This is a genomic window from Pseudomonas sp. Van50, assembly GCF_055390755.1.
Genome location: NZ_AP024343.1, coordinates 6,364,225 through 6,387,466 on the forward strand (window position 1 = coordinate 6,364,225; position 23,242 = coordinate 6,387,466).

The following is a 23,242-nucleotide window of genomic DNA, read 5'->3' on the forward strand; positions in this document are numbered from 1 at the left end:
CCCGCCGGATCTCGACAATTTGTCTCGATCCGCCGAACGGGGCGACCAGGGCCAGGCACTCAATTACCGCAGAACTCAGTTACCACTCGAGTTCAGTGCTTCGGTCAGTGCAGCTTCCACTTCACTGGCGCTTACGCGCAACGGCTTGTCGGCATCACGGCGACGCTTGCGCTCGCTGTGATAGGCCAAACCGGTACCGGCCGGGATCAGACGACCCACGACCACGTTTTCTTTCAGGCCGCGCAGGTAATCGCGCTTGCCGGTTACCGCCGCTTCGGTCAGTACACGGGTGGTTTCCTGGAAGGAAGCCGCCGAGATGAACGATTCGGTGGACAACGACGCCTTGGTGATACCCAGCAGCACGCGAGTGAACTTGGAGACAAACTTGTCTTCGGTCGCCAGGCGCTCGTTTTCCACCAGTACGTGAGTCAGTTCCATCTGGTCGCCCTTGATGAAACTCGAGTCGCCGGATTCAGCGATCTCGACCTTACGCAGCATCTGACGCAGGATGGTCTCGATGTGCTTGTCGTTGATCTTCACGCCTTGCAGACGGTAAACGTCCTGGATCTCGTTCACGATGTACTTGGCCAGCGCACTCACACCCAGCAGACGCAGGATGTCGTGTGGATCGCTCGGGCCGTCCGAGATAACTTCGCCGCGGTTTACCTGTTCGCCTTCGAAGACGTTCAGGTGACGCCACTTCGGAATCAGCTCTTCGTACGGATCGCTACCGTCGTTCGGTGTAATGACCAGGCGGCGCTTGCCCTTGGTCTCTTTACCGAACGCGATGGTGCCGCTGACTTCAGCCAGAATCGAGGCTTCTTTCGGACGACGGGCTTCGAACAAGTCGGCAACACGCGGCAGACCACCGGTGATGTCGCGGGTTTTCGAAGTTTCCTGCGGGATACGGGCGATAACATCACCGATCGCGATCCGCGCACCGTCCGCTACACCGACCAGGGCGTTGGCTGGCAGGAAGTACTGAGCGATTACGTCAGTGCCTGGCAGCAACAGATCCTTGCCGTTGTCGTCGACCATCTTCACGGCCGGACGGATGTCCTTGCCGGCAGCTGGACGGTCTTTCGCGTCGAGTACTTCAATGTTGGTCATACCGGTCAATTCGTCGGTCTGACGCTTGATCGTGATGCCTTCTTCCATGCCCACGTAGGTCACGGTACCTTTCATCTCGGTCACGATCGGGTGGGTGTGCGGATCCCACTTGGCCACGATGGCGCCAGCGTCGACCTTGTCACCTTCCTTGACCGAAATCACAGCACCGTAAGGCAGCTTGTAGCGCTCGCGCTCGCGACCGAAGTCGTCAGCGATGGCCAGCTCACCGGAACGGGATACAGCCACCAGGTGACCGTCCACGCGCTCTACGTGCTTGAGGTTGTGCAGACGGACAGTACCGCCATTCTTCACCTGGACGCTGTCGGCAGCGGAGGTCCGGCTTGCCGCACCACCGATGTGGAACGTACGCATCGTCAGCTGGGTACCCGGCTCACCGATGGACTGGGCAGCGATAACGCCGACCGCTTCACCGATGTTCACCTGGTGACCACGTGCCAGGTCGCGACCGTAGCACTTGGCGCAGATGCCATAGCGGGTTTCGCAGCTGATCGGCGAACGTACGATCACTTCGTCGATGCTGTTGAGTTCGATGAACTCGACCCACTTCTCGTCAACCAGGGTGCCGGCAGGAACGATCACGTCCTCGGTACCCGGCTTGAATACGTCACGGGCGATGACACGACCCAATACGCGCTCACCCAACGGCTCTACAACGTCACCGCCTTCAATGTGCGGCGTCATGACCAGGCCATGTTCGGTGCCGCAATCGATCTCGGTCACGACCAGATCCTGCGCGACGTCTACCAGACGACGAGTCAGGTAACCGGAGTTCGCGGTTTTCAACGCGGTATCCGCAAGACCCTTACGAGCACCGTGAGTGGAGATGAAGTACTGGAGTACGCTCAAGCCTTCACGGAAGTTCGCCGTAATCGGGGTCTCGATGATGGAGCCGTCCGGCTTGGCCATCAGGCCACGCATACCGGCGAGCTGACGGATCTGCGCAGCAGAACCCCGTGCGCCCGAGTCGGCCATCATGTACATCGAGTTGAACGACTCCTGGTCGACTTCGTTGCCATGACGGTCGATGACTTTCTCTTTCGAGAGGTTGGCCATCATCGCCTTGGAGACTTCGTCGTTCGCCTTGGACCAGAGGTCGATTACCTTGTTGTACTTCTCGCCCTGGGTTACCAGGCCGGAGGCGTACTGGCTTTCGATCTCTTTCACTTCCTCGGTGGCAGCACCGATGATGCGGGCTTTTTCATCCGGGATAACGAAGTCGTTAACGCCGATGGAAACGCCGGAAATGGTCGAATAGGCAAAACCGGTGTACATCAACTGGTCAGCGAAGATCACGGTCTCTTTCAGACCAACCACGCGGTAGCACTGGTTGATCAGCTTGGAGATCGCCTTCTTCTTCATCGGCAGGTTGACGACGTCGAAGGACAGGCCTTTTGGCACAACCTGGAACAACAGCGCACGGCCGACGGTGGTGTCGACGATACGGGTGTTGGTCACGCTGCCGCCATCACGGTCGTTCACGGTTTCGTTGATCCGCACCTTGACCTTGGCATGCAGTGCGGCTTCGCCGGCACGGAACACACGGTCAACTTCCTGCAGATCCGCGAACACACGACCTTCGCCCTTGGCGTTGATCGCCTCACGAGTCATGTAGTACAGACCCAATACAACGTCCTGCGACGGAACGATGATTGGCTCACCGTTGGCTGGCGACAGGATGTTGTTGGTCGACATCATCAACGCGCGCGCTTCGAGCTGGGCTTCCAGCGTCAGCGGCACGTGCACGGCCATTTGGTCGCCGTCGAAGTCGGCGTTGTACGCAGCACAGACCAGCGGGTGCAGCTGGATAGCCTTACCTTCGATCAGTACCGGTTCAAACGCCTGGATACCCAGACGGTGAAGGGTCGGTGCACGGTTGAGCAACACTGGGTGTTCGCGAATCACTTCAGCGAGAACGTCCCAGACTTCTGGCAGCTCGCGCTCGACCATTTTCTTGGCCGCTTTGATGGTGGTAGCGAGACCACGCATTTCCAGCTTGCCGAAAATGAACGGCTTGAACAGTTCCAAGGCCATTTTCTTAGGCAGACCGCACTGGTGCAGACGCAGGGTCGGGCCTACGGTAATAACCGAACGACCGGAGTAGTCAACACGCTTACCGAGCAAGTTCTGACGGAAACGACCCTGCTTACCCTTGATCATGTCAGCCAGGGATTTCAGAGGACGCTTGTTGGAACCGGTGATAGCGCGGCCACGACGACCGTTGTCGAGCAATGCGTCGACCGCTTCCTGCAACATACGCTTTTCGTTGCGCACGATGATGTCCGGAGCGGACAGATCGAGCAGGCGCTTCAAGCGGTTGTTACGGTTGATCACTCGACGATACAGATCGTTGAGGTCGGAAGTCGCGAAGCGACCGCCATCGAGCGGAACCAGTGGACGCAGGTCTGGCGGCAGTACCGGCAGAACGGTCAGCACCATCCACTCTGGCAGGTTGCCGGAACCCTGGAAGGCTTCCATCAACTTCAGACGCTTGGACAGCTTCTTGATCTTGGTTTCGGAGTTGGTTTGCGGAATTTCTTCGCGCAGGCGGCCAATCTCGTGTTCCAGGTCGATAGCGTGCAGCAGTTCGCGGACAGCTTCGGCACCCATGCGGGCATCGAAATCGTCGCCGAATTCTTCCAGCGCTTCGAAGTACTGCTCGTCGTTCAGCAACTGACCTTTTTCAAGGGTGGTCATGCCTGGATCGATAACGACGTAGCTCTCGAAGTAGAGAACACGTTCGATATCACGCAGGGTCATGTCCATCAGCAGGCCGATACGGGACGGCAGCGATTTCAGGAACCAGATGTGGGCAACCGGCGAGGCCAGCTCGATGTGCGCCATGCGCTCACGACGAACTTTTGCCAGCGCGACTTCAACGCCGCACTTCTCGCAGATCACACCACGGTGCTTCAAGCGCTTGTACTTACCGCACAGGCACTCGTAATCCTTTACCGGGCCAAAGATCTTGGCGCAGAACAGGCCGTCACGCTCAGGTTTGAACGTACGGTAGTTGATGGTTTCCGGCTTTTTAACTTCACCGAACGACCACGAACGGATCATCTCAGGCGAGGCCAATCCAATACGGATGGCGTCGAACTCTTCGACTTGACCCTGGTTTTTCAGCAAATTCAGTAGGTCTTTCAAGGCCTTTCCTCCTGGCGGAGCAGAGAGCGGGCAAAACAGCCCCGCTCTCGATTCGCGTCACGTGTTATTCGGTTTCCAGATCGATATCGATGCCGAGGGAACGAATTTCCTTGATCAACACGTTGAAAGACTCGGGCATGCCCGGCTCCATACGGTGATCGCCGTCCACGATGTTTTTGTACATCTTGGTCCGGCCGTTCACATCGTCCGACTTCACTGTGAGCATTTCTTGCAGAGTGTATGCAGCACCGTACGCTTCCAGTGCCCAGACCTCCATCTCCCCGAAACGCTGACCACCGAACTGCGCCTTACCACCCAGCGGCTGCTGGGTAACCAGGCTGTAAGAACCGGTAGAACGAGCGTGCATCTTGTCGTCTACCAAGTGGTTCAGCTTCAGCATGTACATGTAGCCAACGGTAACCGGGCGCTCGAACTTGTTGCCGGTACGGCCGTCGAACAGCTGCATCTGGCCACTTTCCGGCAGGTCTGCCAGTTTCAGCATGGCCTTGATTTCGCTTTCCTTGGCACCGTCGAACACCGGAGTAGCCATTGGAACGCCGCCGCGCAGGTTCTTCGCCAGGTCCAGGATTTCCTGGTCGGAGAAGGTGTCCAGCTCTTCGTTGCGTCCGCCGATTTCGTTGTAGATCTCGTGCAGGAACTTACGCAGGTCAGCGACCTTGCGCTGCTCTTCGATCATCCGGTTGATCTTCTCGCCCAAGCCCTTGGCCGCGAGGCCCAGGTGGGTTTCAAGGATCTGACCAACGTTCATACGCGAAGGTACGCCCAACGGGTTGAGGACCACATCGACCGGGGTGCCATTGGCATCGTGCGGCATGTCTTCAACCGGCATGATCACAGAGACCACACCCTTGTTACCGTGACGACCGGCCATCTTGTCGCCCGGCTGGATGCGACGACGGATTGCCAGGTAAACCTTGACGATTTTCAGCACGCCTGGAGCCAGGTCATCGCCTTGCTGCAGTTTGCGCTTCTTGTCTTCGAACTTGTCGTCCAGCAGACGGCGGCGATCAACGATATAGGCCTGGGCCTTCTCGAGCTGCTCGTTCAGAGCATCTTCAGCCATGCGCAGTTTGAACCACTGGCCATGCTCAAGACCGTCGAGGACTTCGTCGGTGATTTCCTGACCTTTCTTCAGACCGGCGCCGCCTTCGGCTTTGTGGCCGACCAGGGCGGAACGCAGACGCTCGAAAGTTGCGCCTTCGACAATACGGAACTCTTCGTTCAGGTCCTTGCGGATCTCGTCGAGCTGAGTCTTCTCGATGGACAGTGCACGAGCATCACGCTCAACACCGTCGCGAGTGAAGACCTGTACGTCGATGACGGTACCTTTGGTGCCGGTAGGCACGCGCAGGGAGGTGTCTTTAACGTCGCTGGCTTTTTCACCGAAGATGGCACGCAGCAGTTTTTCTTCCGGAGTCAGCTGGGTCTCGCCTTTCGGAGTGACCTTGCCCACCAGGATGTCGCCTGCGCCGACTTCGGCACCTACATAAACGATACCGGCTTCGTCCAGCTTGTTCAGTGCGGCTTCACCCACGTTCGGGATGTCCGCAGTGATTTCCTCTGGGCCAAGCTTGGTGTCACGGGCCACACAGGTCAGTTCCTGGATGTGGATCGTGGTGAAGCGGTCTTCCTGAACCACACGCTCGGACAGGCAGATGGAGTCTTCGAAGTTGAAGCCGTTCCATGCCATGAACGCGATGCGCATGTTCTGACCCAACGCCAGTTCACCCATATCGGTGGACGGACCATCGGCCATGATGTCGCTGCGCTGAACCCGATCACCCTTGCTTACCAGCGGACGCTGGTTGATGCAGGTGTTCTGGTTGGAGCGGGTGTATTTGGTCAGGTTGTAGATGTCGACACCGGCTTCGCCAGTTTCAACTTCGTCATCGGCAACACGAACCACGATACGGCTGGCATCGACGGAATCGATCACGCCACCACGACGAGCCACGACGCAAACGCCGGAGTCACGGGCAACGTTACGCTCCATGCCGGTACCCACCAGCGGCTTGTCGGCACGCAGCGTTGGTACAGCTTGACGCTGCATGTTCGAACCCATCAACGCACGGTTGGCGTCGTCGTGCTCGAGGAACGGGATCAGCGACGCTGCAACCGACACTACCTGCTTCGGCGATACGTCCATCAAGGTGACGTCTTCCGGCGCCTTGACAGTGAACTCGTTCAGGTGACGAACAGCTACCAGCTCGTCGACCAGGACCTTCTTGTCGTTCATCGTGGCCGAAGCCTGGGCGATCACGTGATCGGCTTCTTCGATGGCGGACAGGAACACGATCTCGTCGGTAACCAGGGCGTCTTTCACCACGCGGTACGGGCTCTCGAGGAAGCCGTACTGGTTGGTGCGCGCATAGGCCGCCAGGGAGTTGATCAGACCGATGTTCGGACCTTCCGGCGTTTCGATCGGGCAGACACGACCGTAGTGAGTCGGGTGTACGTCTCGAACTTCGAAGCCTGCACGCTCACGGGTCAGACCGCCTGGGCCGAGTGCGGAGACACGACGCTTGTGGGTGATCTCGGACAGCGGGTTGTTCTGGTCCATGAACTGGGACAGCTGGCTCGAACCGAAGAACTCCTTCACCGCCGCAGCCACAGGCTTGGCGTTGATCAGGTCTTGCGGCATCAGGCCTTCGCTTTCAGCCATCGACAGACGTTCCTTGACCGCGCGCTCTACGCGCACCAGGCCAACACGGAACTGGTTCTCGGCCATCTCGCCTACACAGCGAACACGACGGTTACCCAGGTGGTCGATGTCATCGACGATGCCTTTGCCGTTACGGATGTCGACCAGGGTCTTGAGGACCGCAACGATGTCATCCTTGTTCAGCACGCCCGAACCTTCGATCTCGGTACGACCGATACGACGGTTGAACTTCATCCGGCCGACCGCAGACAGGTCATAGCGCTCAGGGCTGAAGAACAGGTTGTTGAACAGGGTCTCGGCTGCATCCTTGGTTGGCGGCTCGCCAGGACGCATCATGCGATAGATCTCGACCAGGGCTTCCAGCTGGTTGCCGGTGGAGTCGATCTTCAGCGTGTCGGAGATGAACGGACCGCAGTCGATGTCGTTGGTGTACAGGGTTTCGATACGAACGACCTGGGCCTTGGCGATTTTCGCCAGGATCTCGGTGGTCAGCTCGGTATTGCACTCTGCAAGGATTTCGCCGGTGGCCGGATGCACGATGACCTTGGCCGTGGTGCGACCCAGGACGTAGTCGATCGGTACCTGCAGCTCTTTGATCCCGGCTTTTTCCAGCTGGTTGATGTGGCGAGCGGTGATACGACGGCCCTGCTCGACAATAACCTTGCCTTTGTCATCCTGGATATCGAGGACAGCGATTTCACCGCGCAGGCGCTGAGGCACCAGTTCCAGGCTGAGGTTTTCACCTTGCACGTGGAAGACGTTGGTGGTGTAGAACGCGTCCAGCACTTCTTCGGTGGTATAGCCGAGCGCGCGCAGCAGTACCGATGCAGGCAGCTTGCGACGACGGTCGATACGCACGAATACGCAGTCTTTCGGGTCGAACTCGAAGTCCAGCCACGAACCGCGGTAAGGAATGATGCGCGCGGAGTAAAGCAGTTTGCCGGAGCTGTGCGTCTTGCCACGGTCGTGGTCGAAGAACACGCCCGGGGAACGGTGCAGCTGGGAAACGATTACACGCTCGGTACCGTTGATTACGAAGGTACCGTTTTCAGTCATCAGGGGGATTTCACCCATGTAGACTTCTTGCTCTTTGATGTCCTTGATCGCTTTGTTCGACGATTCTTTGTCGAAAATGATCAGGCGCACTTTTACCCGCAAAGGTACGGCGTAAGTAACACCGCGCAATACGCATTCTTTGACATCAAATGCCGGTTCGCCCAGGCGATAACCGACGTACTCCAGCGCAGCATTGCCGGAGTAGCTGATGATCGGGAAAACGGATTTGAAGGCCGCATGCAGGCCCACGTCGCGGAACTGATCTTTAGTCGCTCCCGCTTGCAAGAATTCACGATACGAATCCAGCTGGATGGCCAGGAGGTACGGCACATCCATGACGTCCGGCAACTTGCTAAAGTCCTTGCGGATACGTTTTTTCTCAGTATATGAGTAAGCCATCAGCGTTCCCCAGCTTGGTCACCTGCTTGTTTGGCCCCTCCCGACGGGAGCAGCCAGAAAATCGTGCAAACCCCATGGTTTGCGCCACCACATCGGGTGGTTACAGCTCGCTATCGGCGCCGACCCAGTCGGCTGCCAATAACGGAAAAAGGCCGGTGGCAAGAGCCACCAGCCATCAGCCTGTCGCTTAACGCTCGGGCTGGAGACGCAAAGTCGATGCTTACTTCAGCTCGACTTTAGCGCCTGCTTCTTCCAGAGCGGCCTTGGCTTTGTCAGCTGCGTCTTTGGCAACAGCTTCCAGAACCATGGCAGGAGCGCCGTCAACTACAGCCTTGGCTTCTTTCAGGCCCAGACCGGTCAGTTCACGTACTGCCTTGATCACGTTTACTTTCTTCTCGCCAGCTTCGGTCAGCATGACGTTGAATTCGGTTTGCTCTTCAACAACGGCGGCAGCAGCAGCTGGACCGGCGGAAGCAGCGGCAGCGGAAACGCCGAATTTTTCTTCGAAAGCTTTGATCAGCTCAACAACCTGCAGAACCGACATTTCAGCTACGGCGTTGAGGATATCGTCTTGGGAGATAGACATTGCTGTATTTCCTGAATTGGGGGACGGCCTACGCGGCCATCGAAATAAACAAAAATACGCGAGAGAAAATGCTCAGCCTTAGGCTGCGGCAGCTTCTTTTTGCTCGCGAACTGCAGCCAGAGTACGAGCCAGCTTGCTGGTAGCGCCTTGAATCACGCTCATCAGCTGCGAAATGGCTTCGTCGCGGGTCGGCAGTGTTGCCAGTACGTCGATTTGGTTAGCTGCGAGGAACTTGCCCTCGAACGCAGCTGCCTTGATCTCGAACTTATCCTGACTCTTGGCGAATTCCTTGAACAAACGGGCAGCAGCGCCTGGATGATCCTTGGAGAACGCGATCAGAGTCGGGCCAGTGAACACGTCGTTGAGAACACTGTATTCAGTGCCAGCAACGGCGCGCTTGAGCAGGGTGTTACGTACAACACGTACGTATACGCCAGCTTCACGAGCCTCTTTACGGAGTCCGGTCATAGCGCCTACCGTCACACCGCGGGCATCAGCCACAACAGCGGACAGAGCGACTTTGGCAGCCTCGTTGACTTCAGCGACGATGGCCTTCTTGTCTTCGAGATTAATTGCCACGGGTTTAACTCCTGCTTGTTACCGTTTCATTCGGTCGAAACCGAATGTCGTTTTGGTGTCTGATTCGGTAAGGAACCGGGAGCACCATCTGCGTAGGCTTGTGGTTTAAGACTTGCGTCGCCTACGGTCTTGGACAGCCCCCGCCAGGCAGGGACCCCAATTTTTTGATTGGCGCGATTGCTCGCGCCAACCCGAGTCTTACGCGTCGAGCGAGCTCTGGTCGATGACCAGACCTGGGCCCATGGTGGTGCTCAGGGTAACGCGCTTGACGTAGATGCCTTTCGAAGAAGCTGGCTTGATACGCTTCAGATCAGCGATCAGGGCTTCAACGTTTTCCTTCAGCTTGACGGCGTCGAAGCCGATCTTGCCAACGGAAGTGTGGATGATGCCGTTTTTGTCGGTGCGATAACGAACCTGACCAGCCTTGGCGTTTTTAACCGCGGTGGCTACGTCTGGCGTTACGGTGCCGACTTTAGGGTTAGGCATCAGACCACGTGGACCGAGGATCTGACCCAACTGGCCTACAACGCGCATGGCATCCGGAGATGCGATCACTACGTCATAGTTCAGGTCGCCGCCTTTCATTTCGGCAGCCAGATCGTCCATGCCGACGCGATCAGCGCCAGCAGCCAGAGCAGCTTCAGCTGCTGGGCCCTGGGTGAAGACAGCTACACGAACGGTCTTGCCAGTGCCGTGTGGCAGCACGGTAGCGCTACGAACGACCTGGTCGGATTTACGTGGGTCAACGCCCAGGTTCACAGCAACGTCGAACGACTCGCTGAACTTGACAGTCGACAGCTCAGCCAGCAGAGCGGCGGCGTCTACAAAGTTGTAGGCCTTGCCTGCTTCGATTTTGCCGGCGATAGCCTTTTGACGCTTGGTCAGCTTAGCCATTACACACCCTCCACGTTAAGGCCCATGCTACGAGCAGAACCGGCGATAGTACGCACGGCTGCATCCATATCAGCTGCAGTCAGATCCGCGTTTTTGGTTTTCGCGATTTCTTCCAGCTGAGCACGGGTAACGGTGCCAACCTTAACGGTGTTTGGACGAGCGGAACCGCTGGTCAAACCTGCAGCCTTCTTCAGCAGAACCGAAGCTGGGGTGCTTTTTGTTTCGAAGGTGAAGCTACGGTCGCTGTAGACAGTGATGATCACTGGAGTCGGCAGACCTGGCTCAAGACCCTGAGTACGGGCGTTGAAGGCCTTGCAGAATTCCATGATGTTCACGCCGTGCTGACCCAGTGCAGGACCAACAGGTGGGCTTGGGTTAGCCTGAGCGGCCTTCACTTGCAGCTTGATGTAAGCGGTAATTTTCTTGGCCATGAGGCACTCCAATTACGGGTTCGAACGCCTCGAAAGGCTCCCCGGTTACTTGCGCGTTTATCCCAGTGACGACAAAACCCCACAGCCTTGGGCTGCGGGGTTGGGATGCCTGCTCAATCAGACCTTTTCGACCTGACTGAACTCTAGCTCTACCGGAGTAGAGCGACCGAAAATGAGCACTGCCACTTGGATCCGGCTCTTTTCGTAGTTAACTTCTTCAACCGTGCCATTGAAGTCGGCGAATGGACCGTCGGTGACACGTACAACCTCACCCGGTTCAAACAACGTCTTCGGCTTCGGCTTGTCGCTACCATCAGCGACGCGACGCAGAATCGCTTCTGCCTCTTTATCCGTGATCGGCGCGGGCTTGTCGGCAGTACCGCCGATGAAACCCATCACCCGAGGGGTATCCTTGACCAAGTGCCAAGTCCCTTCGTTCATATCCATCTGTACCAGCACGTAGCCCGGAAAGAACTTGCGTTCACTTTTGCGTTTCTGGCCATTACGCATTTCAACCACTTCTTCAGTGGGGACCAGAATCTCGCCAAAGCCGTCTTCCATGCCAGCCAGCTTTACGCGCTCTACCAGCGAGCGCATGACATGCTTCTCGTAACCCGAGTAAGCATGCACAACGTACCAACGCTTAGCCACGGGACACCCTTAGCCAACAATCAAGGAAACAAGCCAGCCGAGCAGGGAATCGAGCCCCCACAACAGCAACGCCATTACCAGAACAACAGCCACAACGATCAACGTGGTCTGCGTGGTTTCTTGGCGAGTCGGCCATACGACTTTACGAATCTCGGTGCGAGCTTCCTTAGCGAGTACAAAGAAAGACTTGCCCTTGGCCGTCTGCAAGCCTACAAAGGCAGCAACAGCAGCAATGGCGAGCAATGCAAGTACACGGTACAGGATCGGCGAAGCAGAATAATACTGATTGCCAACAACGCCAATAATCACCAAAGCGACTACCACTAGCCACTTGAGCAGATCGAAGCGAGAGCCTTGAGCTTCAGCTTTAGGAGTCATCTATGAAGATCCTGTGAAAAGAAAGCCAGACACACTGAGTGAATCTGGCAGGTCAGGAGGGAATCGAACCCCCAACCTACGGTTTTGGAGACCGTCGCTCTGCCAATTGAGCTACTGACCTAAAACAAAATCAGGCCGACCATTATGCCGGCCCGAAAAAGACATTACAACTGTTTACTCGATGACTTTAGCTACGACGCCAGCGCCGACGGTACGACCGCCTTCACGGATAGCGAAACGCAGACCGTCTTCCATCGCGATGGTCTTGATCAGGGTAACAGTCATCTGAATGTTGTCACCTGGCATTACCATTTCAACGCCTTCTGGCAGCTCGCAGTTACCAGTCACGTCAGTTGTACGGAAGTAGAACTGTGGACGGTAGCCTTTGAAGAACGGAGTGTGACGGCCGCCTTCCTCCTTGCTCAGAACGTAGACTTCTGCGGTGAACTTGGTGTGCGGCTTGACGGTGCCTGGCTTGACCAGAACCTGGCCACGCTCAACGTCGTCACGCTTGGTGCCGCGCAGCAGTACGCCGCAGTTCTCGCCAGCACGACCTTCGTCGAGCAGCTTGCGGAACATTTCAACGCCGGTGCAGGTAGTTTTCTGAGTGTCGCGCAGACCGACGATCTCAACTTCTTCCTGGATACGGACGATGCCACGCTCAACACGACCAGTCACAACAGTACCGCGACCGGAGATCGAGAATACGTCTTCGATTGGCATCAGGAACGGCTTGTCGATAGCGCGCTCTGGCTCTGGGATGTAGCTGTCCAGAGTTTCCACCAGCTTCTTGACGGCAGTGGTGCCCATTTCGTTGTCATCTTGGCCGTTCAGAGCCATCAGAGCCGAACCGATGATGATTGGAGTGTCATCACCTGGGAAGTCGTAAGTGCTCAGCAGGTCGCGCACTTCCATCTCAACCAGTTCCAGCAGCTCAGCGTCGTCAACCATGTCAGCCTTGTTCAGAAAGACAACGATGTACGGAACGCCTACCTGACGGGACAGCAGGATGTGCTCACGGGTTTGTGGCATCGGACCATCAGCGGCCGAGCAAACCAGGATCGCGCCATCCATCTGGGCAGCACCGGTGATCATGTTTTTTACGTAGTCGGCGTGACCTGGGCAGTCAACGTGTGCGTAGTGACGCACGGCCGAATCGTATTCAACGTGAGCAGTGTTGATGGTAATACCGCGAGCTTTCTCTTCCGGGGCGCTGTCGATCTTGTCGAAGTCAACCTTGGCCGAACCGAAAACTTCGGAGCAGACACGGGTCAGAGCAGCGGTCAGCGTGGTTTTACCATGGTCAACGTGACCGATAGTACCAACGTTGACGTGCGGCTTATTACGTTCGAACTTTTCCTTAGCCATCGAAATCACCCCTAGGAGAAGAATTTAGCGAGTCACACAAGCCATTAAAACAAAGGCAGATATTTGCATATCTGCCTTGTAATATGGAGCTCTTGAGCGGATTTGAACCGCTGACCTCACCCTTACCAAGGGTGTGCTCTACCAACTGAGCTACAAGAGCAAAACACTTTGCACAACCTGCAAACTTGGAGCGGGTAGCGGGAATCGAACCCGCATCATCAGCTTGGAAGGCTGAGGTTCTACCACTAAACTATACCCGCGGAGCTTGCAGCTCACGCTAAAAATGGTGGAGGGGGAAGGATTCGAACCTTCGAAGTCGTAGACGTCAGATTTACAGTCTGATCCCTTTGGCCGCTCGGGAACCCCTCCTAAGCGAGCCGGCATTCTATATCATGCCAGCCTTCTGTCAAGCATTTTCTCATTAAAAACCTGAGGTTAGCTGCGTTGACATCGCTTCGTGGCGCTTACCTTTAAAGGTCTTCGCTGCGAAGCGGGCGCCATTCTATGCAAACTACCCTGCGGGTGCAACCCCTTCGCATGGCATTATTTTATGTTTTAACTCATTGAATTCTTTAGAAAGGTTTTGGAGCAGCGTTTCATTCACCTTTCCCGCGCCTTCCTGGGAAACCTGAACCCAGAAACCTCCTCCCTCAGGGAGATTTTGCGTGCTCGACGCCACAGGACGACCTACGATCCCCAAAGCCGCCAGGCGCTGCTCCAGTTGCCTGGCCAGCTCCGGACGAGCAAAACCACCCAGGTAGACACAAGTTTTGAGCGCCTCAGCAGACTTAGCCGAATCGCGCCTGACAAGGGCATCCGCCGTTTCGCTCAAGAGATGAATATCCTGTTGCGATCCGCGATATAAACTCAGCGGCGTGACATCCTTGGCGCGAAGCGGGGCCTCCTGCTGATGCCAGATGTAGTAGAAGACATTCAAAACCAGCAATAACAGAAACAGCCACCGCATAGAAACCTCAGGACAAAGGACAGGCCATCGCCAAACCAACGAAAACCAGGTCAGGCACCACCCTGGCATCTGGAACGACCCCGGAAACCAGATTGGCATCCCCCCAGTAAGAAACACCACGAAATCCTTTCCCCAATATTGCTCCGCCAATTCAAGCTGGGTCAGGACAAACCCCCTGAGCATCAGCATGCAACCGCGCTCGACCGCCTCGACAGTCGCACGACCTGGAGCAAGGCTCTCATGGGCTCGCTCCGCCGCTATATCGTCATAACGAATTTTCCGCGTGTGGGTACGCAACTGATTACGCATCAGAGGCATACCAGGACAAATGAACCCTCCCAGATGCCCACCATCCGCAGCCACGAAATCGGCCGTGACGGCAGTACCAAAATCCAGCACCAGGCACGCCCCCGAAGCGAGATGAAAACCACCAAGCAGAGCCAACCATCGATCAAGGCCAAGCCGGTCGTAATCCTCGTAGCCGTTTCTCACACCCGCCATTTCCCGGGAGGGCACAGCACGAACGACCGATACCCCGAACACATCGACCAGCGAAGCGACCAATGAATCCGTCTCCGCCTGGGTCCTCACGCTAACAAGACGACACTTCTTGAGCTGGAACTTCTTCGCGTCATTCAGGCTCGCGAGCAAATCGTCGTCAGAGCCGACCACACCACCCTCGACCGGCGTTATCCCGTCAGGGCGCAGAACGCGCCATTTGATAAAGCTGTTGCCGCAGTCGAGCTCAAGAATCATCACGCAACCTCAAACTGAGCTCACCACCGCTAAAGTTTTTTTCCACACCATCCACCTTCAAACGCAGCGCACCCTGGTGATCAATGCCCAGCACAATGCCGTCAATTTTATTAACACCGGCAATCAGAGACACAGCCCGCCCCTGCCAAAGATGGTATTGCTCCCATTCCGACTGGATCGCAGCAAACCCCGATACGTGATGAAGCTCCAGATATTGCTGCAGCTTCGCACCCAATCGTGCCACCAGCTCATTTCGATCAAAATCCCTGCCCGCTTCAAGGCACATCGATGTCCATTGCTGGTCGACCTCATCAGTCGATTGCATATTCACATTGATCCCTACGCCCAGGACAACATGGCAAACGTCTGCAGGATCTCCAACCAATTCAAGCAAAATGCCGGCGATCTTTTTCTCACCCACCAAGACATCATTAGGCCATTTCAGCCCCGCAGCCGCGATCCCCATATCGCGCAAGACATGCATGACCGCAAGCCCGACAACCAAGCTCAGACCTTCGATTTGTCGCATACCACCATCAATGCGTAACACCAGGCTGTGGTAGAGGTTTTCTGCAAATGGGCTGACCCACTTACGGCCACGACGACCACGGCCCGCTATCTGTCGCTCAGCCAAAACCATGAACGGCGCCACTCCTCCGCGCTCAATGAAACGCAGCGCCTCGGCGTTAGTGGAATCGATAGAGTCAAATATATGGACAGGCCATCCATGAAGGCCCTTTGCGCAGATATCTGTCGCATCCAAAAGCAGCAGGGGCTTAGCCAACTGATAGCCCCTACCTCGAACTTTATGAACAGACAGCCCTAAATCCGCCTCCAAGTGCTGCAACTGCTTCCATACAGCACTACGACTGATACCCAGTGCAGCACCCAGCGCTTGCCCCGAATGAAAGCGGCCATCCTTCAGAAGTTTTAGCAACGTGAGCATGCGGACTGCGCCCTGATAATGAGGCCCGCATGATAGCCATGCGCAAGACAGTTGCATAGAAACACAAAATGACTTTCCTGCGGGCAAAACAAAACCCCTACCTGCATCAGCAGATAGGGGTTTCGGAATTTAATCTTGACGATGACCTACTCTCACATGGGGAAACCCCACACTACCATCGGCGATGCATCGTTTCACTTCTGAGTTCGGGATGGGATCAGGTGGTTCCAATGCTCTATGGTCGTCAAGAAATTCGGTAGCCAGCGCGTGCCTTGCGGTCACGTTCCAGCGAATGGGTATGCGATAGTTTGTGTGTTGCAATCGAGCGTCGCGAACTTTCGGTTCGTTTCGTCTTCACACACCGCAATCTGGTCTCGTTCGCCTTGCGGCTCGGAGTTTACAAATTGCTTGGGTGTTATATGGTCAAGCCTCACGGGCAATTAGTACAGGTTAGCTCAACGCCTCACAGCGCTTACACACCCTGCCTATCAACGTCGTAGTCTTCGACGGCCCTTCAGGGGACTCAAGGTCCCAGTGAGATCTCATCTTGAGGCAAGTTTCCCGCTTAGATGCTTTCAGCGGTTATCTTTTCCGAACATAGCTACCCGGCAATGCCACTGGCGTGACAACCGGAACACCAGAGGTTCGTCCACTCCGGTCCTCTCGTACTAGGAGCAGCCCCTCTCAAATCTCAAACGTCCACGGCAGATAGGGACCGAACTGTCTCACGACGTTCTAAACCCAGCTCGCGTACCACTTTAAATGGCGAACAGCCATACCCTTGGGACCGGCTTCAGCCCCAGGATGTGATGAGCCGACATCGAGGTGCCAAACACCGCCGTCGATATGAACTCTTGGGCGGTATCAGCCTGTTATCCCCGGAGTACCTTTTATCCGTTGAGCGATGGCCCTTCCATACAGAACCACCGGATCACTAAGACCTACTTTCGTACCTGCTCGACGTGTCTGTCTCGCAGTCAAGCGCGCTTTTGCCTTTATACTCTACGACCGATTTCCGACCGGTCTGAGCGCACCTTCGTACTCCTCCGTTACTCTTTAGGAGGAGACCGCCCCAGTCAAACTACCCACCATACACTGTCCTCGATCCGGATAACGGACCTGAGTTAGAACCTCAAAGTTGCCAGGGTGGTATTTCAAGGATGGCTCCACGCGAACTGGCGTCCACGCTTCAAAGCCTCCCACCTATCCTACACAAGCAAATTCAAAGTCCAGTGCAAAGCTATAGTAAAGGTTCACGGGGTCTTTCCGTCTAGCCGCGGATACACTGCATCTTCACAGCGATTTCAATTTCACTGAGTCTCGGGTGGAGACAGCGCCGCCATCGTTACGCCATTCGTGCAGGTCGGAACTTACCCGACAAGGAATTTCGCTACCTTAGGACCGTTATAGTTACGGCCGCCGTTTACCGGGGCTTCGATCAAGAGCTTCGCGTTAGCTAACCCCATCAATTAACCTTCCGGCACCGGGCAGGCGTCACACCCTATACGTCCACTTTCGTGTTTGCAGAGTGCTGTGTTTTTAATAAACAGTCGCAGCGGCCTGGTATCTTCGACCGGCGTGGGCTTACGCAGCAAGTGCTTCACCCTCACCGGCGCACCTTCTCCCGAAGTTACGGTGCCATTTTGCCTAGTTCCTTCACCCGAGTTCTCTCAAGCGCCTTGGTATTCTCTACCCAACCACCTGTGTCGGTTTGGGGTACGGTTCCTGGTTACCTGAAGCTTAGAAGCTTTTCTTGGAAGCATGGCATCAACCACTTCGTCACCCAAAGGGTAACTCGTCATCAGCTCTCGGCCTTAGAATCCCGGATTTACCTAAGATTCCAGCCTACCACCTTAAACTTGGACAACCAACGCCAAGCTGGCCTAGCCTTCTCCGTCCCTCCATCGCAATAACCAGAAGTACAGGAATATTAACCTGTTTTCCATCGACTACGCTTTTCAGCCTCGCCTTAGGGACCGACTAACCCTGCGTCGATTAACGTTGCGCAGGAAACCTTGGTCTTTCGGCGTGGGTGTTTTTCACACCCATTGTCGTTACTCATGTCAGCATTCGCACTTCTGATACCTCCAGCAAGCTTCTCAACTCACCTTCACAGGCTTACAGAACGCTCCTCTACCGCATCACTTGCGTGATACCCGTAGCTTCGGTGTATGGTTTGAGCCCCGTTACATCTTCCGCGCAGGCCGACTCGACTAGTGAGCTATTACGCTTTCTTTAAAGGGTGGCTGCTTCTAAGCCAACCTCCTAGCTGTCTAAGCCTTCCCACATCGTTTCCCACTTAACCATAACTTTGGGACCTTAGCTGACGGTCTGGGTTGTTTCCCTTTTCACGACGGACGTTAGCACCCGCCGTGTGTCTCCCATGCTCGGCACTTGTAGGTATTCGGAGTTTGCATCGGTTTGGTAAGTCGGGATGACCCCCTAGCCGAAACAGTGCTCTACCCCCTACAGTGATACATGAGGCGCTACCTAAATAGCTTTCGAGGAGAACCAGCTATCTCCGAGCTTGATTAGCCTTTCACTCCGATCCACAGGTCATCCGCTAACTTTTCAACGGTAGTCGGTTCGGTCCTCCAGTCAGTGTTACCTAACCTTCAACCTGCCCATGGATAGATCGCCCGGTTTCGGGTCTATTCCCAGCGACTAGACGCCCTATTAAGACTCGCTTTCGCTACGCCTCCCCTATTCGGTTAAGCTCGCCACTGAAAATAAGTCGCTGACCCATTATACAAAAGGTACGCAGTCACCCAACAAAGTGGGCTCCCACTGCTTGTACGCATACGGTTTCAGGATCTATTTCACTCCCCTCTCCGGGGTTCTTTTCGCCTTTCCCTCACGGTACTAGTTCACTATCGGTCAGTCAGTAGTATTTAGCCTTGGAGGATGGTCCCCCCATATTCAGACAAAGTTTCTCGTGCTCCGTCCTACTCGATTTCACTTCTAAGATCCTTTCGCGTACAGGGCTATCACCCACTATGGCCGCACTTTCCAGAGCGTTCCGCTAAAATCAAAGAAGCTTAAGGGCTAGTCCCCGTTCGCTCGCCACTACTAAGGGAATCTCGGTTGATTTCTTTTCCTCAGGGTACTTAGATGTTTCAGTTCCCCTGGTTCGCCTCTTGCACCTATGTATTCAGTACAAGATAACCATCTTATGATGGCTGGGTTCCCCCATTCAGACATCTCCGGATCACAGTCTGTTTGCCGACTCCCCGAAGCTTTTCGCAGGCTACCACGTCTTTCATCGCCTCTGACTGCCAAGGCATCCACCGTATGCGCTTCTTCACTTGACCATATAACCCCAAGCAATCTGGTTATACTGTGAAGACGACATTCGCCGAAAATTCGATCTTGCTCAAAGAGCAACTCACAAATTTTACCTTAGCCTGATCCGTTACCAGTGAAAGTAACGTTCAGTCTATCTTTCTATCACATACCCAAATTTTTAAAGAACGATCTAATCAAAAGACTAGAAATCAACATTCACCATCACCTTGATGGAATGCTCATTTCTAAGCTTTCAGAAGCAGTTTATGGTGGAGCCAAGCGGGATCGAACCGCTGACCTCCTGCGTGCAAGGCAGGCGCTCTCCCAGCTGAGCTATGGCCCCATTACAAAATTGGTGGGTCTGGGCAGATTCGAACTGCCGACCTCACCCTTATCAGGGGTGCGCTCTAACCAACTGAGCTACAGACCCAATTTCGAGCTTGTAACTGTTAGCTGTGAGCTATCAGCTTGGAGCTTAAAGCTGCTTCTATCGTCTTCTTCAATGAATCAAGCAATTCGTGTGGGAGCTCATGAAGCAGCTGCGGTCGTCGATTAAGGAGGTGATCCAGCCGCAGGTTCCCCTACGGCTACCTTGTTACGACTTCACCCCAGTCATGAATCACACCGTGGTAACCGTCCCCCGAAGGTTAGACTAGCTACTTCTGGTGCAACCCACTCCCATGGTGTGACGGGCGGTGTGTACAAGGCCCGGGAACGTATTCACCGCGACATTCTGATTCGCGATTACTAGCGATTCCGACTTCACGCAGTCGAGTTGCAGACTGCGATCCGGACTACGATCGGTTTTGTGGGATTAGCTCCACCTCGCGGCTTGGCAACCCTCTGTACCGACCATTGTAGCACGTGTGTAGCCCAGGCCGTAAGGGCCATGATGACTTGACGTCATCCCCACCTTCCTCCGGTTTGTCACCGGCAGTCTCCTTAGAGTGCCCACCATTACGTGCTGGTAACTAAGGACAAGGGTTGCGCTCGTTACGGGACTTAACCCAACATCTCACGACACGAGCTGACGACAGCCATGCAGCACCTGTCTCAATGCTCCCGAAGGCACCAATCCATCTCTGGAAAGTTCATTGGATGTCAAGGCCTGGTAAGGTTCTTCGCGTTGCTTCGAATTAAACCACATGCTCCACCGCTTGTGCGGGCCCCCGTCAATTCATTTGAGTTTTAACCTTGCGGCCGTACTCCCCAGGCGGTCAACTTAATGCGTTAGCTGCGCCACTAAGAGCTCAAGGCTCCCAACGGCTAGTTGACATCGTTTACGGCGTGGACTACCAGGGTATCTAATCCTGTTTGCTCCCCACGCTTTCGCACCTCAGTGTCAGTATCAGTCCAGGTGGTCGCCTTCGCCACTGGTGTTCCTTCCTATATCTACGCATTTCACCGCTACACAGGAAATTCCACCACCCTCTACCATACTCTAGCTCGACAGTTTTGAATGCAGTTCCCAGGTTGAGCCCGGGGCTTTCACATCCAACTTAACGAACCACCTACGCGCGCTTTACGCCCAGTAATTCCGATTAACGCTTGCACCCTCTGTATTACCGCGGCTGCTGGCACAGAGTTAGCCGGTGCTTATTCTGTCGGTAACGTCAAAACACTAACGTATTAGGTTAATGCCCTTCCTCCCAACTTAAAGTGCTTTACAATCCGAAGACCTTCTTCACACACGCGGCATGGCTGGATCAGGCTTTCGCCCATTGTCCAATATTCCCCACTGCTGCCTCCCGTAGGAGTCTGGACCGTGTCTCAGTTCCAGTGTGACTGATCATCCTCTCAGACCAGTTACGGATCGTCGCCTTGGTGAGCCATTACCTCACCAACTAGCTAATCCGACCTAGGCTCATCTGATAGCGCAAGGCCCGAAGGTCCCCTGCTTTCTCCCGTAGGACGTATGCGGTATTAGCGTCCGTTTCCGAGCGTTATCCCCCACTACCAGGCAGATTCCTAGGCATTACTCACCCGTCCGCCGCTCTCAAGAGGTGCAAGCACCTCTCTACCGCTCGACTTGCATGTGTTAGGCCTGCCGCCAGCGTTCAATCTGAGCCATGATCAAACTCTTCAGTTCAAACATCTTTGGGTTTTGAGAAAACCCTAAACTTGGCTCAGCAATCGTTGGTTACATCTTTGATTTCTCGCGGAGTAACTTGTGATGCTGATAATCTGTTGACTAGCAGTCTGACTCCACAAGCACCCACACGAATTGCTTGATTCAGTTGTTAAAGAGCGGTTGGCTGAGTCTTTCGTCTCAACCGAGGCGCGCATTCTACAGCGCCCCGTGCATCTGTCAAGCGGTTATTTTCAGAAGTTTTCAAAGTTTCCTTTTCAACTTCAACCACTTGCGCTTCCGATCTCTCGTTAGCGGGAGGCGAATTCTACAGCGTTACTCGCTGCTGTCAACACCTCTTTTTCACCGCTTTCGACCGAGAAGATCGAACCGCACATAGAGCCAAACAACACCACTCTATCTGCTCCTTCCTGGCTTCGATGAACTGAAGCCCTGCACCTTCGAAACCTACTTAACTCGTTGAATCTCAAGGAGTTTTCCGTTTCGACTGCGCCGGAAGTGGGGCGAATTATAGACGTCCAGAATTTGCCGTCAACCCTTAATTTCGCTTTATTCAGATTTCAGCGTAATACGGGCGAAAGCCTTCTTGCCGGCCTGGCATACATGAGTAGAGCCCAGCTCATATATATAGGTGCGATCCACAACCTCACCATCTATACGCACGCCACCCGAACCCAGGAGATCTCGCGCCACCGCCGCATTCTTGACCAGGCCAGCCTTATTAAGAACCGCCGCGATTGGCATATTCTCAGCCGCAGTCAACTCGATCTCCGGCAGATCATCCGGCAGCTCGCCATCTTTCATACGATTACCCGCCGCACGATGAGCATTGGCCGCAGCCTCCTCACCATGGAAACGCGCAACGATCTCTTCAGCCAGCTTGATCTTGATGTCCCGCGGGTTGGCCCCGGCCTCTACATCAGCACGGAACGCATTGATCTCATCCATGGACCGGAAGCTCAACAGCTCGAAGTAACGCCACATCAGCACATCAGGAATGGAGACCAGCTTGCTGTACATGACGCCCGGCGCTTCCTGGATGCCCACGTAGTTGCCCAACGACTTGGACATCTTCTTCACGCCGTCCAGACCTTCCAGCAATGGCATGGTCAGGATGCACTGCGCCTCCTGACCATAACCACGCTGCAACTCACGCCCCATCAACAGGTTGAACTTCTGGTCGGTACCGCCAAGCTCAACGTCAGCGCGCAACGCGACCGAGTCATAACCCTGAACAAGCGGGTAGAGGAACTCATGGATGGCGATTGGCTGATTGGTTGTATAGCGCTTGTCGAAATCATCGCGCTCGAGCATGCGAGCCACGGTGTACTGGGACGTCAGGCGAATGAAATCCGCCGGCCCCATCTGATCCATCCAAGTGGAGTTGAATGCCACTTCGGTCTTGGCCGGATCAAGAATCTTGAAAACCTGAGTCTTGTAGGTCTCGGCGTTATCGAGAACCTGCTCGCGGGTCAGCGGCGGGCGCGTCGCACTCTTCCCGCTCGGATCACCGATCATGCCGGTGAAGTCCCCTATAAGGAAGATGACCTGGTGCCCCAGATCCTGGAACTGGCGCAGCTTATTAATAAGCACGGTATGACCCAGGTGCAGATCGGGTGCCGTCGGATCGAAGCCAGCCTTGATACGCAGCGGCTGCCCGCGCTTGAGCTTTTCGATCAGCTCGGACTCGACCAACAGTTCTTCCGCACCACGTTTGATCAGCGCTAGCTGCTCTTCAACCGACTTCATAACAGACCCGTAAGGCTCAGATTCAAAGGGCCCCAACCATACAAGATCGTGCACCAAATACAAGGTTTGCCCGGCGCACGGACGCCGATCCACAGAACAGAGCATTCGCGGGCTTGCTTCGCAGGGGTTTTGGTTATATTTTATACAGTT

The 23,242-nt window shown here is 55.2% G+C and carries 12 protein-coding genes, 6 tRNA genes, 3 rRNA genes and 1 pseudogene; all 22 read right to left on the reverse strand.

The genetic code is table 11. From position 1 onward, the window contains the following. Nucleotides 1–75: 75 nt before the first annotated feature. The 22 genes and pseudogenes from rpoC to tyrS all read right to left on the reverse strand — a co-directional run bounded on the left by rpoC (nucleotide 76) and on the right by tyrS (nucleotide 23,092). Nucleotides 76–4,275: a DNA-directed RNA polymerase subunit beta' gene (gene rpoC, locus ACZ5M5_RS27605; protein ID WP_047230482.1), complete on the reverse strand. Its 4,200-nt coding sequence runs from the start codon at nucleotides 4,273–4,275 to the stop codon at nucleotides 76–78. A gap of 64 nt (nucleotides 4,276–4,339) precedes the next feature. Beyond that, a complete protein-coding gene (gene rpoB, locus ACZ5M5_RS27610; RefSeq protein ID WP_060740392.1) occupies nucleotides 4,340–8,413 on the reverse strand; it encodes a DNA-directed RNA polymerase subunit beta in 4,074 nt (1,357 codons plus the stop codon). A gap of 220 nt (nucleotides 8,414–8,633) precedes the next feature. After that, on the reverse strand, nucleotides 8,634–8,999 hold the full coding sequence (rplL, locus tag ACZ5M5_RS27615; protein ID WP_027617682.1) for a 50S ribosomal protein L7/L12: 366 nt from the start codon (nucleotides 8,997–8,999) through the stop codon (nucleotides 8,634–8,636). A 78-nt stretch (nucleotides 9,000–9,077) separates the two neighbouring features. Next, a complete protein-coding gene (rplJ, locus tag ACZ5M5_RS27620; protein WP_060740391.1) occupies nucleotides 9,078–9,578 on the reverse strand; it encodes a 50S ribosomal protein L10 in 501 nt (166 codons plus the stop codon). 198 nt (nucleotides 9,579–9,776) lie between these two features. Beyond that, nucleotides 9,777–10,472: a 50S ribosomal protein L1 gene (gene rplA / locus ACZ5M5_RS27625; RefSeq protein WP_003186095.1), complete on the reverse strand. Its 696-nt coding sequence runs from the start codon at nucleotides 10,470–10,472 to the stop codon at nucleotides 9,777–9,779. Continuing rightward, a complete protein-coding gene (gene rplK, locus ACZ5M5_RS27630; RefSeq protein WP_003176435.1) occupies nucleotides 10,472–10,903 on the reverse strand; it encodes a 50S ribosomal protein L11 in 432 nt (143 codons plus the stop codon). Before rplK ends, rplA begins: the two co-directional genes overlap by 1 nt. A gap of 117 nt (nucleotides 10,904–11,020) precedes the next feature. Continuing rightward, the gene (gene nusG, locus ACZ5M5_RS27635; protein ID WP_003186097.1) at nucleotides 11,021–11,554 is read right to left on the reverse strand and encodes a transcription termination/antitermination protein NusG; all 534 of its coding nucleotides are present in this window, start codon (nucleotides 11,552–11,554) and stop codon (nucleotides 11,021–11,023) included. A gap of 9 nt (nucleotides 11,555–11,563) precedes the next feature. After that, entirely contained in the window at nucleotides 11,564–11,932 is a 369-nt protein-coding gene (secE, locus tag ACZ5M5_RS27640; protein WP_464738245.1) for a preprotein translocase subunit SecE, read from the reverse strand. A gap of 45 nt (nucleotides 11,933–11,977) precedes the next feature. After that, a tRNA-Trp gene (locus tag ACZ5M5_RS27645) sits at nucleotides 11,978–12,053 on the reverse strand. A gap of 53 nt (nucleotides 12,054–12,106) precedes the next feature. Further along, nucleotides 12,107–13,300, reverse strand: coding sequence for an elongation factor Tu (tuf, locus tag ACZ5M5_RS27650; protein ID WP_003186103.1), 1,194 nt, complete (start codon nucleotides 13,298–13,300; stop codon nucleotides 12,107–12,109). Between the two features lie 84 nt (nucleotides 13,301–13,384). Next, a tRNA-Thr gene (locus tag ACZ5M5_RS27655) sits at nucleotides 13,385–13,460 on the reverse strand. A gap of 26 nt (nucleotides 13,461–13,486) precedes the next feature. Then, a tRNA-Gly gene (locus ACZ5M5_RS27660) sits at nucleotides 13,487–13,560 on the reverse strand. Between the two features lie 24 nt (nucleotides 13,561–13,584). Continuing rightward, a tRNA-Tyr gene (locus ACZ5M5_RS27665) sits at nucleotides 13,585–13,669 on the reverse strand. Between the two features lie 142 nt (nucleotides 13,670–13,811). After that, a complete protein-coding gene (locus tag ACZ5M5_RS27670; protein ID WP_464738246.1) occupies nucleotides 13,812–14,267 on the reverse strand; it encodes a hypothetical protein in 456 nt (151 codons plus the stop codon). Between the two features lie 7 nt (nucleotides 14,268–14,274). Next, nucleotides 14,275–15,023, reverse strand: a pseudogene (locus ACZ5M5_RS27675) (pantothenate kinase). Continuing rightward, nucleotides 15,013–15,969 carry a bifunctional biotin--[acetyl-CoA-carboxylase] ligase/biotin operon repressor BirA gene (gene birA / locus ACZ5M5_RS27680; RefSeq protein ID WP_103308222.1) on the reverse strand — a complete coding sequence of 319 codons (957 nt, stop codon included), beginning with the start codon at nucleotides 15,967–15,969 and terminating at the stop codon, nucleotides 15,013–15,015. Before birA ends, ACZ5M5_RS27675 begins: the two are co-directional and overlap by 11 nt. A 133-nt stretch (nucleotides 15,970–16,102) precedes the next feature. Further along, nucleotides 16,103–16,218, reverse strand: a 5S ribosomal RNA gene (rrf, locus tag ACZ5M5_RS27685). 170 nt (nucleotides 16,219–16,388) lie between these two features. Then, a 23S ribosomal RNA gene (locus tag ACZ5M5_RS27690) occupies nucleotides 16,389–19,280 on the reverse strand. A 241-nt stretch (nucleotides 19,281–19,521) separates the two neighbouring features. Then, nucleotides 19,522–19,597: transfer RNA gene (locus ACZ5M5_RS27695), tRNA-Ala, on the reverse strand. Nucleotides 19,598–19,607: 10 nt separating this feature from the next. Beyond that, nucleotides 19,608–19,684, reverse strand: a tRNA-Ile gene (locus ACZ5M5_RS27700). A gap of 123 nt (nucleotides 19,685–19,807) precedes the next feature. Then, nucleotides 19,808–21,343, reverse strand: a 16S ribosomal RNA gene (locus ACZ5M5_RS27705). Together the 16S, 23S and 5S rRNA genes with 2 tRNA genes alongside form the textbook arrangement of a ribosomal RNA operon. Nucleotides 21,344–21,892: 549 nt before the next feature. Beyond that, the gene (tyrS, locus tag ACZ5M5_RS27710) at nucleotides 21,893–23,092 is read right to left on the reverse strand and encodes a tyrosine--tRNA ligase (RefSeq protein ID WP_060740387.1); all 1,200 of its coding nucleotides are present in this window, start codon (nucleotides 23,090–23,092) and stop codon (nucleotides 21,893–21,895) included. Between the last annotated feature and the right edge of the window lie 150 nt (nucleotides 23,093–23,242).

Coding starts and splice junctions, on each gene's coding strand:
- ACZ5M5_RS27670 (WP_464738246.1), bottom strand. CDS start 14,267: ATGCGGTGGCTGTTTCTGTTATTGCTGGTTTTGAATGTCTTCTACTAC.
- rpoB (WP_060740392.1), bottom strand. CDS start 8,413: ATGGCTTACTCATATACTGAGAAAAAACGTATCCGCAAGGACTTTAGC.
- secE (WP_464738245.1), bottom strand. CDS start 11,932: ATGACTCCTAAAGCTGAAGCTCAAGGCTCTCGCTTCGATCTGCTCAAG.
- birA (WP_103308222.1), bottom strand. CDS start 15,969: ATGCTCACGTTGCTAAAACTTCTGAAGGATGGCCGCTTTCATTCGGGG.
- tyrS (WP_060740387.1), bottom strand. CDS start 23,092: ATGAAGTCGGTTGAAGAGCAGCTAGCGCTGATCAAACGTGGTGCGGAA.
- rplK (WP_003176435.1), bottom strand. CDS start 10,903: ATGGCCAAGAAAATTACCGCTTACATCAAGCTGCAAGTGAAGGCCGCT.
- rplA (WP_003186095.1), bottom strand. CDS start 10,472: ATGGCTAAGCTGACCAAGCGTCAAAAGGCTATCGCCGGCAAAATCGAA.
- tuf (WP_003186103.1), bottom strand. CDS start 13,300: ATGGCTAAGGAAAAGTTCGAACGTAATAAGCCGCACGTCAACGTTGGT.
- rplL (WP_027617682.1), bottom strand. CDS start 8,999: ATGTCTATCTCCCAAGACGATATCCTCAACGCCGTAGCTGAAATGTCG.